Genomic DNA, 14,674 nt, shown 5'->3' with positions numbered 1-14,674 from the left:
TCAACCGCCCAGTACGCCCGGAAGGGCCAGCGCCCCGAGCACGGTGGCGCCCACCAGCAGCCACGCCACGTAGTCGCCGACGTGGCCCGACTGCAGCCGGCGCAGGGGCAGGGCCCGGTCGGGGGCGCCCACCCGGCCCGGCCGGGCCACTGCGAACGCGGCGAGGGCCGCGGCGAGCAGCGCCGAGAGCAGGCCCAGCAGGACGCCGGCGAGCGTCCAGTGCCCGGCGGCGTGGGCGCCGCCGGAGCCGGCCTCGTTGACGGACCGGGCCACCAGTTCGCCGAAACCCGGGGCCACTCCGACGACGAACGCGGCGGCCAGCAGCACGGCGGGCACCGCCGTCATGCTGTCCGGGACACGCCGCAGCATGCCGGCGGTCTCCGGCCGCTCGTCCGAGCCGCTGGTCTCGTACTCGGCGTCCCGCGGGCGCGGTCCCAGGCCGAGGAACACCCGGGCGGTGACCCGCAGCACGGCTGCGCCGGTGACCGCGGACGCGCCCACGAACACCGCGGTGAGCGGCCCGCCCACCGCCTCCTCGGCGATGGCCTTGCCGAGCGCCGTGCCGAACGGCGGCAGACCGGCGAGGGCGAGACCGCCGACGGCGAACATCACCGCGAAGGCGCCGAGCTCCCGTGCCCTGCCGTGCAGGGCGTGCTCGTCGACGCTGCCGTACCGGTCGAGCAGGGCGCCGGCGCAGGCGAACAGTGCGGCCTTCACACCGGCGTGGCCGAGGATGTACAGCGCGATCCCGTCGTCGCCCTCGGGGGTGAGCACGCCGAGACCGACCAGGAACAGGCCGGTGTGCGCGACCGTCGAACAGGCCAGCAGGCGTTTGATGTGCCGCTGGTACCAGCACATGACGGCGCCGGTCACGGCGGTGAGCGTGCCGAGCGTGACCAGGGCGCGGGTCAGCCCCGCCGCGGGGATGCCGCCGGGTCCGGCGAAGACGGTGCCGTACACCCGCCACACGCCGTACGAGCCGAGCTCGACCATGACGCCGGAGAGCAGCATGCAGACCGGGGTCGGCGCGACCGCGTGCGCGTCCGGGAGCCAGAAGTGGAACGGTACGGCGGCCGCCTTCACCAGCAGCCCGGTCAGCACCAGCACGAAGGAGGCGAGGACCAGGGCGTCCGGTGCGCCGTGCGCGTCGAGACCGCGGCCGATCCTCGTCATGGACAGCTCACCGGTGCGGGCGTACAGCAGCCCGATCCCCATCAGCAGCGCGTACGCCCCGAGGGAGTTGACCACCCCGAAGGTCAGCGCGCCCTGCACCGCCTTCGCCTCGTCGATCCGGTAGCCGGTCAGCGCGTACGCCACCACGCTCATCAGCTCGAAGAACACGAAGGCGTTGAACAGGTCGCCCGCGATCGCGAAACCGCACATGGCGCCCTGGAAGACCAGCATCAGCGCCGGGAAGGAACCCGCGTGGCCGCGTGGCGGTTCGTCGAAGTACCGCCAGGAGTACGCGAGCGCCGCCAGGGTGAGCAGCGAGGCGAGCGCGGCCATGCCGAGCGCGGGACCGTCGCCCACCAGCACGATGCCGACGCTGCCGCCGCCGGTGGGACGCCATCCTCCGGCCCACTCGACCAGCGGTGGTGAGGAGTTCGGCAGCAGGACCAGGGCGAGCGCGGCCGTGCCGCCGGAGACGGCGCAGCCGGCGATCTCGGCGGCGGGCCGGGGCAGGAAGCGGCCCATGGCCACGAGCAGCGCGGCGCCCAGCAGCGGCACCGCGACCAGCAGCGGGAGCAGATGACGCATCAGCCGCGCAGCTCTCTGAGTTCGTCGGGGTCGACCGTGCCGTGCCGCTTGGCGATCTGCAGGACGAGGGCGAGCAGCATGGCGGTGACGGTGGCGCCGACGACGATGTCGGTGAGGGTGAGGGCCTGCACGACCGGGTCTACGACCGGCCGCGAGCCCGGCTTCAGGTCGGAGAAGACGGGGGCGGTGGCCCCGTCCCGGTAGCCCACCGCCAGCAGCAGGACGTACGTGGCCGACTGGCACACGGCCAGGCAGCCGACCGCGTGGATCAGGTTGCGGCTGGTGGCCAGGCCGTAAGCGCCGGCCAGGAAGATGTAGGCGGCGACCAGATACGGCAGCACGTGCATCACGGCGCGCTCAACTCCCTTGTTCCTCCTCGATCTCGACGGCCTGGTCCAGGAACCCGGCGAGCAGCACGACCACCGCACCGGCCACCTCCACCCCGACGGCGGCGTTCAGCAGCGGGACGATGCCGCCGGACGCCAGCGTGTTGAACGTCCCGTACGGCAGGAGTGCGTTGGCCAGGAAGGCGGTGCCCGCGAGGACTCCGGCGAGGCCCAGCACCAGGTAGGCGCAGACGGCGAGGGCGTCGGAGGCCTCGAAGAGACCGATGGGGCGGACCCGTTCCAGGGCGCGGTAGTCGGCGCCGAGGTACAGCAGGTGCAGCGCGGTCGCGGCGACGACCCCGCCCTGGAAGCCGCCGCCGGGGCTGAGCTGGCCGTGGGCGACGACGTAGATCCCGGTGACCACGGCGACGGGCAGCACGATCAGCGCGTAGCGGCGGACGGGCCGTGCCACCTCGGCGGGCTCCGGCGCGGCGCGGTGCTCGTCACGGCCCTGCCGCAGCAGCACCACGCAGCCCAGGACGGCGGCGAACAGGATGCTCATCTCGCCGAGCGTGTCGTAGGCCCGCTGGTCGAAGTTGACGGAGGCGATGGTGTTGGCGGTGTGCCGGGCCAGCGAGGCCCGGACGGCCCGGTCGCCGTAGGGGTGGCTCGGGCCGCCGAAGGAGGGCAGGTCGAGGCCGGCGGCGACCAGCAGGGCGGCCGTCCCGGCCCCGCCCAAGGCGAGCAGCCACAGCCGCAGCCGGCGGCTCACCGGGTCTCGTCCCCGGTCCGGCCGCGCCGGCGCACCTTGCGCACCGACAGCATGATCAGCAGCGGGGTGAGCGCGGAGCCCACGGCCAGTTGTGACAGACCGACGTCCGGGGCCTGGAGCACGGTGAACAGCACGGCCAGCGAGACGCCGAGCACGGACAGCACCAGGGCCTGCCGCGCCGGGTCGCGCACCGCCACCGCGGCGGTGGCGGAGGCGGCCACCACGAGCAGCCCCACGACGATCACCGCGTCGGCCATACCGCACCTCCCGGGCGACCGCCCGGCACCGTGTCAGCCACGGCGCACCCGCTCGAACCCGCCCGACAGCGCACGCGAGGCGATGATGTTCCCGCCGATCAGCAGAGCGCCGGTCACCAGCGGCTTCACCATGGCCCGGCCCGGCCCGGTGGCCACGCACACGGCCACCACGACCACCGCGCCCAACGCGGCCGCGGCCCAGGCCGGTCCCAGGGCACCCGGTCGGTCACCCGCCAGGTCACCGGCGAGCAGACGGGCGAAGACGAGGGTGCCGGCCGGGCCCAGGAGGGCCATCAGCAGGGCTAGGTCGACGTAGGCGGGGCGGTCGTAGCCCTGGGCGAGCAGCAGCAGGGCCGGGCAGGCCACGGAGGTGGCCAGGTTCTGCGCCATGACCCGGCGGGGCAGCGGGCCGGAGGTCACACCCCACAGGACGACCGCCCCTCCCCCGGCCAGCACGACGGTGGCCGCCAGGATCCAGCCGTTCACCGCCAGGTCACCGCCCGTCGCCCGGCCCGGGCCAGCAGAGCGCCCGCCGCGGCGGCACTCGCGCCGACGATCCGCTCCAGGGTGTCGACCGAAGTGATGAGAACCAGCCACAGCAGGGCGAGGGCGGTCCACCAGGCCAGCAACTCGCCCAGGGCGAGCAGGACCGTACGGGTGGTGGTCCGCGGGGCCGTGCGCCCGGTCATCGCCGCCTCCTCGGTCCGCTCAGCGGGGTGTTGTGCGGCGTTTCGTGGCGATACGCCGCTCGGGGCATCCAAGCACCGCCCGGCCCCGGAGGGCGGGCGGCACGCGGGTCCGGGGCCGGAGTGCCCCACAGGCGTGAACGGAAACCGCCGGCGCGCGGCGGCCGCCGTCCGGGCGGCGGCATTCCGCACCGGTTCAGGGGTAACCGCGCTGGGGAACGGGGACGTTGACTATTCCAGGAGAGTGACCGAATGGCCCGGACCGCGCTACGCCTGCCCACCCCGCTGCGTACGCCGAAGAAGCGGGAGCGGCCCGCCCGGACCCGCCCGGCGTCCGCGCCGCACGCGCTCGCGCTCCCGTTGCGGCTGCTCGCGATGCTGGTCGCTTTCGCGTTCATGGTGGCGTTCGCCGTCGTACTGGCCCGGCTCACGTTGCAGCCGTCCCCGGCGTCGGTGTCGCTGACGCACAGCAATCTGCACCCCGGGCGGTCGCTTTCGGCCTATTGGGAGTACGGGTCGTGGCGGGACATGGTGAAGCAGATCGGCGGGAACGTGCTCCTCGGCGTGCCGTTCGGCGTGCTGGTCCCGGTCCTGGCGCCGCGCGCCCGTGGCGCGTTCCAGGTCCTGGTGCTCACCGCCCTGGTGATGCTGGTGGTGGAGCTGTTCCAGGGCGCGCTGGTCACCGGGCGGGCCTTCGACATCGACGACGTCATCCTCAACACCACCGGCGCGCTGCTCGGTTGGCTGCTGCTGGGCCGGCGGCTCGGACGGTCGGTGCACCGCCGGGTGAAGGCGACGGAAACTGATTGAGCGTCAGAAACTGGTCCGGACCAGAGTCTTGACCCGTTCTTATCTCACGCCTTGAATCAAGAGGGCATCTCACCCCCCACGCCGAACGGAGAGTCATGCCCTCCCCACGCCTGCTCCGCAGATGTCTGTTCGCCGCCCTGTCCGCCGCGCTGGTCGGCTCGGCCGCCGTCGGCCCGGCCCGCGCACAGAGCGCCGCCCCGGCCTCGGCGGCGGCCGCGGCCGTCTCCACCTTCTCCGACACCTTCGACGGGGCCGCCGGCTCGGGCGTCGACTCCTCGAAGTGGACCATGGAGACGGGTGACAACGTCAACAACCACGAGCGGCAGTACTACACCTCCGGCACCAAGAACGCGGCCCTGGACGGCCAGGGGCACCTGGTCATCACGGCACGGAAGGAGAATCCGGCGGGCTACCAGTGCTGGTACGGCAGTTGCCAGTACACCTCGGCCCGGCTGAACACCTCGGGGAAGTTCGACGCGCAGTACGGCCATGTCGAGGCCCGGATGAAGATCCCGCGCGGGCAGGGCATGTGGCCCGCGTTCTGGATGCTCGGCACGCCGGTGAACTGGCCGGACTCGGGCGAGATCGACGTGATGGAGAACGTCGGCTTCGAGCCCTCCACCGTGCACGGCACCATCCACGGCCCCGGCTACTCCGGCTCGGGCGGCATAGGCGCCGGCTACACCCTGCCGGGCGGCCAGGCCTTCGCGGACGCCTTCCACACCTTCGCCGTCGACTGGGCGCCCGACTCGATCACCTGGTCGGTGGACGGCAACGTCTACCAGCGCCGCACGCCCGCCGACCTGGGCGGGAAGACCTGGGTGTTCAACAAGCCGTTCTTCCTGATTTTGAACCTCGCGGTCGGCGGCTACTGGCCGGGCGACCCGGACGGCTCCACCCAGTTCCCGGCGCAACTGGTCGTCGACTCGGTGTCGGTGACAACGGGCAACGGCGCGGCCGGCGCCCCGATCCGGGGCCTGGCGGGCAAGTGCGTGGACGTGGCCGCCGCGAACTCCGCCAACGGCACGCCGGTGCAGCTCTACGACTGCAACGGCACGGCGGCCCAGCAGTGGACGGTGGGCTCGGACGGCACGATCCGGGCGCTCGGCAAGTGCCTGGACGTCACCGGCGGTGGCACCGCCGACGGCACACCCGTCCAGCTGTGGGACTGCAACGGCAGCCCCGCCCAGAAGTGGGCCCTGCCGGCGGCCCGCGACATCGTCAATCCGCAGGCGAACAAGTGCCTGGACGTGGCGGGGAACAACTCGGCCAACGGCACCCGGCTGCAGATCTGGACGTGCACGGGGGGCGCCAACCAGAAGTGGACGGTGGGCTGAGCCGGGCAGTACCGGGGGCGTCGCGGGGGGGGGGCTGTATCTCCGCGACGGCCCCGCTCAGGTGGCAGCCGGGCCCGTGACGGACCAGAGCGCGCAGCGGATCCAGCGGGTCGCAGGGGCGGGCCCGGCGGGTGCGCCGGCGCGGCACCTGCGGCTGGCCTTCGACGGGTGGGTCGAACTCAGTGACGCAGGGTCCAGGTGTACTTGTCGCCGCCCACCCACCGGATGGAGTCCGGGTCGTCCAGGTCGTGGATGGGCAGACCGTGGGACGCGGCGGCCTCCAGTACGTCGGTGACGGTCCGGGCCTCACCGATGACCTGACCGTCGATCTCCATGATCCGGAAGGGCGGCCCGCCGTGCCTGCCGGGGCACACACCGAGAACCAGGATCCGTGGGTGGGAGAGGTGCGGAACTCCTTGTTCGGTCATGCAATAGAGCGTAGAACGCCTGGCGGGCCGACGGCTCATCCGTGTGCGCCGTCCAGGAGACCGAAGACCGACCGTCCAGGAGACCGAGGACCGACCGCCCCGGGGTGGAGCCTGGCCGCTCGGAGGAGCCGGTGCGCCGTCCCACGGCTCGGTCAGGGCCTTCGCCGTGACCGCGCCTCGGCCAGGCGTACGGCGGTGGCTCGGCCGAGGCCGGAGTCGGAGCCCGTGATGCGGGGCGGCCCCGTCCGGGGAACCCTGTAGGGGCTTCACCGAGCTGGAGGTGCGCGCATGGATCCCGTCGCGGCGCTGGACCGGATCGCCTTCCTGCTGGAGCGGTCGCTGGCTCCCACGTACCGGGTCAAGGCCTTCCGGACCGCCGCACGCGTGCTGTCCGCGCTGCCGGACGAGGAGGTCGCCGAGCGGGCGGCGGCCGGGACGCTGGAGGAGCTGAAGGGGGTCGGCCCGAAGACCGCGCAGGTGGCCCGTGAGGCGCTGGCCGGGGAGGAGCCCGGCTATCTGCGCAAGCTGGAGGAGGCCGGTGCGCCGGACACGGGCGGCCCGGGGGCGGAGCTGCGGGCGCTGCTGCGCGGGGACTGCCACACGCACTCGGACTGGTCGGACGGCGGCAGCCCGATCGAGGAGATGGGGCTGACCGCGGCCCGGCTGGGTCATGAGTGGACGGTGCTGACCGACCACTCCCCCCGGCTGACCGTGGCCCGGGGGCTGTCGCCCGAGCGGCTGCGCGAGCAGCTCGCGGTGGTGGCGGAGCTCAACGCCCGGTGGGCGCCCTTCCGGCTGCTCACCGGTATCGAGTGCGACATCCTCGAGGACGGTTCGCTGGACCAGGAACCCGAACTGCTGGAGCGGCTGGACGTCGTGGTGGTGTCGGTGCACTCCAAGCTGCGGATGGACGCCCGCTCGATGACCCGCCGGATGGTGGCCGCGGTCCGCGATCCGCACGCGGACGTGCTCGGTCACTGCACCGGACGGCTGGTCACCGGGCGGGGCCGGCCCGAGTCGCAGTTCGACGCGGACGCGGTCTTCGCGGCCTGCGCCGAGTCCGGTACGGCCGTGGAGATCAACAGCCGGCCCGAGCGGCTGGACCCGCCCCGGCGGCTGCTGCGCCGTGCGGTGTCCGCCGGGACGCTGTTCGCGATCGACACCGACGCGCACGCGCCCGGCCAGCTCGACTGGCAGATCCTCGGCTGCGCCCGCGCCGAGGAGTGCGGGGTGCCGGCCGGGCGGGTGGTGAACACCTGGCCGGCCGAGGAACTGCTGGCCTGGACGCGTGAGGGCCGCGTACCGGCGCGCGTAGCGGGTTCCTGACGTGGTACCCGGAGGGAGCCGAGAGAAAGGAACCCCCTGGATGGACCGCGCCGCCGTGTTCGACGTCGACGGGACCCTCGCCGACACCAATCATCTGCATGTCGTGACCTGGTGGGAGGCCTTCCGGCAGGCAGGGCACGACGTGCCCATGCACGCCGTGCACCGGGCCGTGGGCCTCGGTTCCACCGATCTGATCGCGCATCTGCTCGGCGACAGCCGGGACAAGGACCAGGACGCCGGGCTGAGCGCCGCGCACAAGGCCCTGTACGGCCAGTACTTCGACCGGCTGCCCGCCCTGCCGAAGGCCGGTGAACTGCTGCGGCGGCTGCACGGGGACGGCTGGCGGGTGGTGCTGGCCACCTCCGCGAGCGGCGCCGAGCTGGGCGCGCTGCGCCGGGCGATCGACGCGGACGAGGCCATCGCGGGCACCGCGAGCGCCGAGGACGTGGCACAGGGCAAACCGGCTCCGGAGCCGGTGGAGCGAGCGCTGGAGCTGGCCGGGGTGCCCGCGTCCCGGGCGGTGTTCGTCGGGGACACCGTGTGGGACATGCGGGCCGGCGCCAGGGCCGGGGTGCGCTGCGTGGGCCTGCTGTGCGGCGGGATCCCGCGGGCGGACCTGGAGCAGGCGGGGGCGGGGGCGGTGTACGACGATCCGGCGGACCTGCTCGCCCGGCTGGCCGGCAGCCCGCTGGCCCGCGCCTCGGACGAGTGAGGCAGGTCACGACGGACCGCCGGAACACCACAGGGTGGTTGCCCGTTGAACCAGCCGTGGGTGCGGACGGGACAGTGTCCCCGGGCCTCACCTTCTGCCCACAGGGACGATCGTCCGGCTGAAGCCCTGTGGAGCGTCTCGCCGAGAGGCGACCGCCGTCCGCGCCCACCACAAGCCGCCCCGGCCGTGTCTCCCCCGTCACGGCCGGGGCTTTCTCGTGCCGCCGCCGTGTGCGCGCCGGTCCCCCGGGTACCCGGCGGTTCCGCCGAAGTCTCCGCGGAAGGAGCCGAAGGTGACCAGCGCGGTAGGCAGCAGGGTCGTGGTGACGGGCGCCACCGGCAATGTCGGTACGAGTGTGGTGCGCGTCCTGTCGGACGATCCGGGGATCAAGTCGGTCCGGGGAATCGCACGACGGACGCCGGTGTGGTCCCCGCCGAAGACGGAGTGGTCGGCGGTCGATCTCGCCTCCGAGACGGCCAACCTGGCCGAGCGGTTCGAGGGTGCCGACGCCGTGATCCATCTGGCCTGGGCGTTCCAGCCCACACACGATCCGGCGGCCACCTGGCGGACCAACGTGCTGGGCGGCAACCGCGTGTTCGAGGCGGTCGCCGCGGCCCGGGTGCCGGTGCTGGTGCACGCCTCCTCCGTGGGCGCGTACTCGCCGGGTCCGAAGGACCACGCGGTGGACGAGTCATGGCCGACGCACGGCTGGCCGGACGCCGCGTACTGCCGGGAGAAGGCCTACCTGGAGCGCACCCTGGACATCTTCGAGCGCGACCACCCCGAGGTGCGCGTGGTCCGCATGCGGCCGGGCTTCCTGTTCAAGCGGGAGTCGGCGAGCGAGCAGCGGCGGATCTTCGGCGGACGGTTCCTGCCGGGCCCGCTGGCCCGGCCGGAGATGCTGCCGTTCCTGCCGGACGTGCCGGGCCTGCGGATGCAGGTGCTGCACACCGACGACGCCGCCGAGGCCTACCGGCTGGCCGTGCACTCGGAGGCCGCACGGGGCGCCTTCAACCTCGCCGCCGACCCGCCGGTGGACGCCTCGATGCTGGGCGAGATGCTCGGCACCCGCCCGGTCCGGCTGCCCCGCGCCGCCGCCCGGTCGGCGCTCGCGGCGGCCTGGGGGCTGCGGCTGGTCCCGGCCTCCCCGCACCTGTTCGACGCGGTCCTGCGGCTGCCGCTGATGGACTGCTCACGGGCCGGTACCGAGCTGGGCTGGCGCCCGCGCCACACGGCCGAGGAGGTCCTGCGGGAGTTCCTGGACGGGCTGCAGCAGGGCGCCGGCATGGAGACCGAACCTATGCGCGGACGGAAGGTCGGCTGACCCGCGGCCGACGTGAGAGGGGAGGAAACCCATGACCGTACAGTCCGAACCCGAGCCGGAGCCCGGGCGCGACGAGCATCCCGTCCCCCGGGACCCGCCCGACCAGCAGGCCGGCGCCGCGGCGGACCCGTTGGACGCCGCGGAACGGCCGCCCGGCGAGGAGAGGCCTGCGCCGGAGGAGGAGACCCGGACGGACGACGGTATCGGCACGAACGAGCGGCCGGAACCCGACGAGCCCTCCGACTGATCCCGGGTCCACGGCCCGGCGGCCTGTCGCGACGGTCCCGTCGCCCGCCCGAAGGGCGGCAGGCGGGACCGTCGCGACAGGCCCTAGCGCGGCGCCCGCTCCTCCAGGGCGGCCCGCCAGGCCGGATGGCGGTCCTCCGTGGCCGGTTCGGCACGGCGGCCGCCCCGGGCGAAGAAGTCGGCGAGCGGCAGGATCGCGGCGCCCACGGTGACCGCGTCGGGGCCGAGCCGGCCGAGTTCGATGGTGACTTTGTCGGCCGGGTGGCGCAGGGCGTACGTCGCCGCGTGGCGGCGCACCGCCGGCAGGAACCGGGTGCCGAGCTGGAGACCGGCCCAGCCGCCGATGAGGATCCGCTCGGGCTGGAAGAGGTTGATCAGGTCGGACAGCCCGGCGCCCAGGTACTCGGCGGTCTCCTCCAGGACCGCCAGCGCGACCGGGTCGGGATCGGCGCCGTCCAGCGGATAGGCGGCGGCGAGCATCGCGGTGAGCGCGGTCTCCTCGTCGGCGTCCTCGGGCGGCCGTCCGCCCTCCTCCCGCCAGCGGGCGAGCAGCGACTCGGCGCCCGCGTACGCCTCCAGGCAGCCCGGCGCCCCGCACCGGCAGCGGCGCCCGCGCACCCGTACCGTCAGATGGCCCCATTCGACGGCCTGCCCGTGCTCCACCTCCGGGGTGACCAGGCAGGCGCCGACGCCGGAGCCGAAGAGCACGACCACCGCGTTGCGGGCGCCGCGCCCGGCGCCGAACCACATCTCGGCCTGGCCGAGGGTCTTGGCCCCGTTGTCTATGAAGTAGCGGACGGCCTCCGGGAGCCGGGAGGTCGAGCGGAGCAGCTCCTCCAGGGGCACCGCGTCCCAGCCGATGGTCTGCCCGTGCACGACGGCGCCGCGGTCGGCGGTGTACTCGACGATGCCGGGGACGCCGACGCCGACGCCGAGCAGCCGCTCGGACACGGCCTGCGGGGCCGCGAGCACCTCGGCGATGCCGTCGCGGATGTGGCCGACGATACCGTCGACGTCGTAGCCGTCCTGGGTCAGCGGGCGTTCGGCGCGGGCGAGCTCCGTGAGCGCCAGGTCGAACAGTTCGACCCGGACCCGGGTCTCGCCGACGTCGACGCCGATCATCTGGCCGCTGTGCGGAGCGACCCGCAGCAGCGTGCGGGGGCGGCCGCCGTCGGAGTCGACGCTGCCGGCCTCCTCGACCAGACCGTCGGCGACGAGGTCCGCGACCACGTTGCTGACGGAGCCGGAACTCAGCCCCGTGGCCGGGCCCAGTTCGAAGCGGCTCAGCGGGCCGTCGAAGTACAGCCGTTGCAGCAGGGCCGTGCGGTTCCCCCGCCTGAGGTCCCGTACCGTCCGCCCGTTCCGCCCCGCCATGTGGCTCCCTCCGAACCCTGTCCCGAGCTGCAACATACCTCTCGTGCCATCCGGAACGCGACTTTCCGACAACCCTTATTTCATGTGCTGAGCTAACCGTGCCAGCCGCGACGTGCCATCACTCACTCGCCCCCTCGCGCTACAGCGTACGGAAATCCGTTGGCACGTCCTCCCTTTGGCTATATAGGCTAGCCGTGAACCTAGAGGCTCTAGGTTCACGGTTGCGGAGCACCGAGCACCGAACACGAATCCGGAAGGACCCCTCTCATGAGACCGCTCACCGAGCAGGACATTCGCAACTCCTTCGTCAACTGCTCCAAGGGCGAGGCCAAGCGGCTGGCGGTGCCGCGGGACCTGGGCGAACGGCCCTGGGGCGACCTGGACTTCCTCGGGTGGCGGGACCCGGGGGCGCCCGACCGGAGCTATCTGGTCGCCGGGCGGGACGACGGGCTCGTCGGCGTCGCGCTGCGCTGTCCGGCCGCGCGGCGCGGGCTCCTGCACCGCAGCATGTGTTCGGTGTGCCTGACGACGCATCCCGGTGGCGGGGTGTCCCTGATGACGGCACGGAAGGCGGGTCCGGCGGGCCGCGAGGGGAACTCCGTCGGGGTGTACATGTGCACGGACCTGGCCTGCTCGTTGTACGTCCGCGGGAAGAAGGTGCCGGAGTCGGGGGGCCGGTTCGAGGAGAGCCTGACCCTGGAGGAGCAGATCGCGCGCGCGACGGGCAATCTGTACGCCTTCCTCGACAAGGTCCGCGCCTGACACTGCGGGCGACCGTCCCGGCGTCACGGATGGACGCCGCCCCGATCGGGGACGTTCGGTCCGGCCGGGGAGCGGGAACAGGCCAAGGGATGCACGACGTACGAGAGTGGAACGCGGCACTGAAGCGTCTGGTGATGCGTTACCGGGAGCCGGTGGTCGTCCAGACGCTGCGGTCCGCCACCGCGGCGACGATCGCCTACGTCATCGCGCTGCGCCTGAGTCCCGAACCGGCCCCCCTGACCTCCCCCCTGACCGCCCTGCTGGTCGTCCAGGTCACCTTCTACGCCACCCTCACCAACGGCATCCGCCGGGTGAACTCGGTGGTCGCCGGAGTGCTGGTCGCCATCGCGTTCAGCCTGCTGGTGGGCCTGACCTGGTGGAGCCTGGCGCTGCTGATCGTGGCCTCGCTGGGCGTGGGACACCTGGTGCGGGTGGACGAGTACGTGGCCGAGGTGGCGATCAGCGCCATGCTGGTGCTCGGGGTCACCACCGTCGGCTTCACCGCTTGGGCCCGGATCGTGGAGACGCTGATCGGCGCGGTCGTGGGCATGGCCTGCAACCTGCTGCTGCCACCCCCGGTGTGGGTGGACAAGGCGGGCGAGTCGATCGAGGACCTGGCCCGCCGGGTGCGGCAGCTGATGCTGCGCATGGGCGAGGAGGCCGCGGGCAGCGTCTCCTGGGAACTGGCCGCCGAACGGCTGCACGAGGCCCGCCGCCTCGACCAGCACATCGCCCAGGTGGACGCCTCGCTGCGGCAGGCCGAGGACAGCCTGCGGCTCAACCCGCGCGTCAAGGAGGGCCTGCTGCACCGGGTGGTGCTGCGCACCGGCCTGGACACGCTGGAGATCTGCACGGTGGTGCTGCGGGTGCTGGCCCGTTCCTTCACGGACCTGGCCAAGGCCCGCGGCTCCGAGGACCTGTTCCCGAAGGAGATCGGCGCCACGGTGGAGCAACTGCTCTCCGAGATCGCCGACGCGATCGTCAGCTTCGCGGTACTGGTGACCGCCGATCTGAGTGAGAACGCCGAGTCGGCGGAGGCGCGACTCACCGCCGAGCTGCACACGGCGGCCGGCACCCGTGACCGGCTGGCCGAGCTGCTCCAGGAAGAGGTCGGCAAGGACTGGGAGAACTGGCAGCTCATGGGCGCCGTGCTCACCGAGGTGAACCGGATCATCGCCGAGCTCGACACCGAGCACCGCACCCGCCGCCTGCTGGAGGAACTGGACCGGGTGTCCCGGGAGCAGCGGGCGAGGCTGCCGCGGATGAGCCGGCTGCGTGAGCGCCTCGGTGTGCAGGAGGACCTGTGGCGGAACCGTACGGGGTTCGGCGAGCGTTCTCCGTGAGAGGTGCCGCGGCGGGGCCGGCACCACGAGGCGAGGGGGCGGGCCGATGGCAGGCACCGAGGTGCGGATCGACGGGAACACACTGAGGCTGCCGGGCGGCGTGGCGGTGCGGTTCGTCCGTACGCTGCGGCTGCCCGAGAAGGGCACGCATCCACTTCCGCCGGGGCTCGGCGAGTTCCCGGTGCGGCGGGTCTCCGACTTCGGCGACCGGGTTCCGCAGGAGTGGCGCCGGCGCGGTGGCGTGATGCTGCCGGTGTACCTGCGGGAGGCGATGTGGCTGAGTTTCGCCGGTACGACGGAGCCGGCCGCCCTCCAGGTGGGCGTGGGCAAGGTGTGCGCCGTTTCCGGGAAGCCGTGGCGCGACCACCTGGTCCGCAAGCCGCAGAACTATCTGGTGCTGCCCCGTCAGCCCTGGCTGGACGGCATCAACTCCGGCAAGGGCACGGTCCGGCAGTTCGTCGCCGTGCCGCTCGGTCTGGGGGCGACGGTGGAGGGCCAGGTCACCGGCGAGGAGGTGTGGGGCGGCGTACAGCTCCAGACGTTCGGACTGAAGGAGCACGCGCTGGCCGAGTGGCGGCGCGAGGAGCGGGAGCGGCAGCAGCGGCTGCGGGCCGCCGGGCCGTTCGCGGGCTACGGCGCACCCCCGCCGGGCGGCGGTCCCGTCCCCATGGCGGCGGCCGCTCCCGGCGCGGCTCTTCCGCCGCCCTCCGCCCCGGCCGGCGCCGCTCCCCCGCGGCGCGCGGCGGCGATGGGGCTGGGCGTCGGCGGCTCGATGCGCCAGGAGGTCTACCGGGACGACCGGCCGCTGAAGGACTGGTCCGGGACACCCGCCGGGCGGGTCTTCGTCCACCTGGTGACGCCTCCCGAGTGGCGCCGCGTCACCGGCGAGGCGCCCCCGCCCTCCCCGGTGGACCGGGCGGCGTACACGCGGGCGGGCCTGCCCTGGTACGACTACTACGACGAGGACGCCGAGGACCTGGACCCCACCGGCACCCTGACGGGCGTCAAGCCGGTCGGCGACTGGCTCGGCGACGACCTGGACCCCTGGCAGCAGCCGTCCCCCGGGCAGGTGACCCCGCTGAAGGACGCGCCGGGCAAGCCGGTCGAGGACGGGGAGTGGTAGACCGCGATCCGGTTGCGCGGTGCGCAACGGCCGTTGCCGTTCTTGCCTTCGCCGGTCGATCCACGCCAAGGTGACTGCACCAGCGGGACG

At 73.5% G+C, this 14,674-nt stretch carries 17 protein-coding genes; 9 read left to right on the top strand and 8 right to left on the bottom strand.

Translation table 11 applies throughout. The annotated features are described in order from the left end of the window. From ACZ6B1_RS03540 to ACZ6B1_RS03515, 6 genes are read right to left on the bottom strand one after another with little or no spacing between them, the layout of a single operon-like run. Entirely contained in the window at nt 1-1,758 is a 1,758-nt protein-coding gene (locus tag ACZ6B1_RS03540) for a complex I subunit 5 family protein (protein WP_468774573.1), read from the bottom strand. Further along, complete coding sequence (locus tag ACZ6B1_RS03535; protein WP_351671417.1) at nt 1,758-2,105, bottom strand: sodium:proton antiporter; 348 nt, start codon at nt 2,103-2,105, stop codon at nt 1,758-1,760. The genes ACZ6B1_RS03540 and ACZ6B1_RS03535 overlap by 1 nt, the downstream gene beginning before the upstream one ends. Before the next feature lie 10 nt (nt 2,106-2,115). Then, complete coding sequence (locus ACZ6B1_RS03530; RefSeq protein WP_468774571.1) at nt 2,116-2,856, bottom strand: MnhB domain-containing protein; 741 nt, start codon at nt 2,854-2,856, stop codon at nt 2,116-2,118. Continuing rightward, complete coding sequence (locus tag ACZ6B1_RS03525; RefSeq protein ID WP_468774570.1) at nt 2,853-3,113, bottom strand: Na(+)/H(+) antiporter subunit B; 261 nt, start codon at nt 3,111-3,113, stop codon at nt 2,853-2,855. The genes ACZ6B1_RS03530 and ACZ6B1_RS03525 overlap by 4 nt, the downstream gene beginning before the upstream one ends. Before the next feature lie 33 nt (nt 3,114-3,146). Then, entirely contained in the window at nt 3,147-3,599 is a 453-nt protein-coding gene (locus tag ACZ6B1_RS03520; protein ID WP_468774568.1) for an MrpF/PhaF family protein, read from the bottom strand. Further along, nucleotides 3,596-3,802, bottom strand: coding sequence for a hypothetical protein (locus ACZ6B1_RS03515; RefSeq protein ID WP_468774565.1), 207 nt, complete (start codon nt 3,800-3,802; stop codon nt 3,596-3,598). The genes ACZ6B1_RS03520 and ACZ6B1_RS03515 overlap by 4 nt, the downstream gene beginning before the upstream one ends. A gap of 249 nt (nt 3,803-4,051) precedes the next feature. Between ACZ6B1_RS03515 and ACZ6B1_RS03510 the strand changes: the two genes are divergently transcribed. Both ACZ6B1_RS03510 and ACZ6B1_RS03505 read left to right on the top strand, forming a co-directional pair. Next, on the top strand, nt 4,052-4,609 hold the full coding sequence (locus ACZ6B1_RS03510) for a VanZ family protein (RefSeq protein ID WP_468774563.1): 558 nt from the start codon (nt 4,052-4,054) through the stop codon (nt 4,607-4,609). A gap of 95 nt (nt 4,610-4,704) precedes the next feature. Continuing rightward, nucleotides 4,705-5,946 (top strand): ricin-type beta-trefoil lectin domain protein, encoded by a 1,242-nt coding sequence (locus ACZ6B1_RS03505; RefSeq protein WP_468774561.1) that lies wholly within the window; start codon nt 4,705-4,707, stop codon nt 5,944-5,946. A gap of 179 nt (nt 5,947-6,125) precedes the next feature. Here ACZ6B1_RS03505 and ACZ6B1_RS03500 read toward each other — a convergent pair whose 3' ends face one another. Then, nucleotides 6,126-6,374, bottom strand: a complete 249-nt coding sequence (locus ACZ6B1_RS03500; protein ID WP_468774559.1) for a hypothetical protein — start codon at nt 6,372-6,374, stop codon at nt 6,126-6,128. 288 nt (nt 6,375-6,662) lie between these two features. Between ACZ6B1_RS03500 and ACZ6B1_RS03495 the strand changes: the two genes are divergently transcribed. The 4 genes from ACZ6B1_RS03495 to ACZ6B1_RS03480 all read left to right on the top strand — a co-directional run bounded on the left by ACZ6B1_RS03495 (nt 6,663) and on the right by ACZ6B1_RS03480 (nt 9,983). Then, nucleotides 6,663-7,700, top strand: coding sequence for a PHP domain-containing protein (locus ACZ6B1_RS03495; RefSeq protein WP_468774558.1), 1,038 nt, complete (start codon nt 6,663-6,665; stop codon nt 7,698-7,700). 40 nt (nt 7,701-7,740) lie between these two features. After that, nucleotides 7,741-8,412, top strand: a complete 672-nt coding sequence (locus tag ACZ6B1_RS03490) for an HAD family hydrolase (protein ID WP_468774556.1) — start codon at nt 7,741-7,743, stop codon at nt 8,410-8,412. Nucleotides 8,413-8,704: 292 nt separating this feature from the next. After that, nucleotides 8,705-9,736: an SDR family oxidoreductase gene (locus ACZ6B1_RS03485; RefSeq protein ID WP_468774555.1), complete on the top strand. Its 1,032-nt coding sequence runs from the start codon at nt 8,705-8,707 to the stop codon at nt 9,734-9,736. A gap of 31 nt (nt 9,737-9,767) precedes the next feature. Beyond that, complete coding sequence (locus ACZ6B1_RS03480; protein WP_468774553.1) at nt 9,768-9,983, top strand: hypothetical protein; 216 nt, start codon at nt 9,768-9,770, stop codon at nt 9,981-9,983. An 83-nt stretch (nt 9,984-10,066) separates the two neighbouring features. Here ACZ6B1_RS03480 and ACZ6B1_RS03475 read toward each other — a convergent pair whose 3' ends face one another. Beyond that, entirely contained in the window at nt 10,067-11,356 is a 1,290-nt protein-coding gene (locus ACZ6B1_RS03475; protein WP_468774551.1) for an ROK family protein, read from the bottom strand. A gap of 267 nt (nt 11,357-11,623) precedes the next feature. Here ACZ6B1_RS03475 and ACZ6B1_RS03470 point away from each other — a divergent pair, with 267 nt between their 5' ends. The 3 genes from ACZ6B1_RS03470 to ACZ6B1_RS03460 all read left to right on the top strand — a co-directional run bounded on the left by ACZ6B1_RS03470 (nt 11,624) and on the right by ACZ6B1_RS03460 (nt 14,584). Then, a complete protein-coding gene (locus tag ACZ6B1_RS03470; protein WP_468774549.1) occupies nt 11,624-12,118 on the top strand; it encodes an FBP domain-containing protein in 495 nt (164 codons plus the stop codon). Between the two features lie 89 nt (nt 12,119-12,207). Next, entirely contained in the window at nt 12,208-13,461 is a 1,254-nt protein-coding gene (locus tag ACZ6B1_RS03465; protein ID WP_468774547.1) for an FUSC family protein, read from the top strand. 46 nt (nt 13,462-13,507) lie between these two features. Beyond that, nucleotides 13,508-14,584 carry a hypothetical protein gene (locus ACZ6B1_RS03460; RefSeq protein WP_468774545.1) on the top strand — a complete coding sequence of 359 codons (1,077 nt, stop codon included), beginning with the start codon at nt 13,508-13,510 and terminating at the stop codon, nt 14,582-14,584. The last annotated feature ends 90 nt before the right edge of the window (nt 14,585-14,674 follow it).

The organism is Streptomyces sp. NPDC041129, assembly GCF_055592265.1.
Note: the sequence above shows the minus strand (reverse complement) of the source record. Positions and strands in the feature narration are given on the sequence as shown.

Coding starts and splice junctions, on each gene's coding strand:
- ACZ6B1_RS03505 (WP_468774561.1), top strand. CDS start 4,705: ATGCCCTCCCCACGCCTGCTCCGCAGATGTCTGTTCGCCGCCCTGTCC.
- ACZ6B1_RS03515 (WP_468774565.1), bottom strand. CDS start 3,802: ATGACCGGGCGCACGGCCCCGCGGACCACCACCCGTACGGTCCTGCTC.
- ACZ6B1_RS03540 (WP_468774573.1), bottom strand. CDS start 1,758: ATGCGTCATCTGCTCCCGCTGCTGGTCGCGGTGCCGCTGCTGGGCGCC.
- ACZ6B1_RS03480 (WP_468774553.1), top strand. CDS start 9,768: ATGACCGTACAGTCCGAACCCGAGCCGGAGCCCGGGCGCGACGAGCAT.
- ACZ6B1_RS03525 (WP_468774570.1), bottom strand. CDS start 3,113: ATGGCCGACGCGGTGATCGTCGTGGGGCTGCTCGTGGTGGCCGCCTCC.
- ACZ6B1_RS03465 (WP_468774547.1), top strand. CDS start 12,208: ATGCACGACGTACGAGAGTGGAACGCGGCACTGAAGCGTCTGGTGATG.
- ACZ6B1_RS03500 (WP_468774559.1), bottom strand. CDS start 6,374: ATGACCGAACAAGGAGTTCCGCACCTCTCCCACCCACGGATCCTGGTT.
- ACZ6B1_RS03490 (WP_468774556.1), top strand. CDS start 7,741: ATGGACCGCGCCGCCGTGTTCGACGTCGACGGGACCCTCGCCGACACC.
- ACZ6B1_RS03535 (WP_351671417.1), bottom strand. CDS start 2,105: ATGCACGTGCTGCCGTATCTGGTCGCCGCCTACATCTTCCTGGCCGGC.
- ACZ6B1_RS03475 (WP_468774551.1), bottom strand. CDS start 11,356: ATGGCGGGGCGGAACGGGCGGACGGTACGGGACCTCAGGCGGGGGAAC.
- ACZ6B1_RS03470 (WP_468774549.1), top strand. CDS start 11,624: ATGAGACCGCTCACCGAGCAGGACATTCGCAACTCCTTCGTCAACTGC.
- ACZ6B1_RS03460 (WP_468774545.1), top strand. CDS start 13,508: ATGGCAGGCACCGAGGTGCGGATCGACGGGAACACACTGAGGCTGCCG.
- ACZ6B1_RS03510 (WP_468774563.1), top strand. CDS start 4,052: ATGGCCCGGACCGCGCTACGCCTGCCCACCCCGCTGCGTACGCCGAAG.
- ACZ6B1_RS03495 (WP_468774558.1), top strand. CDS start 6,663: ATGGATCCCGTCGCGGCGCTGGACCGGATCGCCTTCCTGCTGGAGCGG.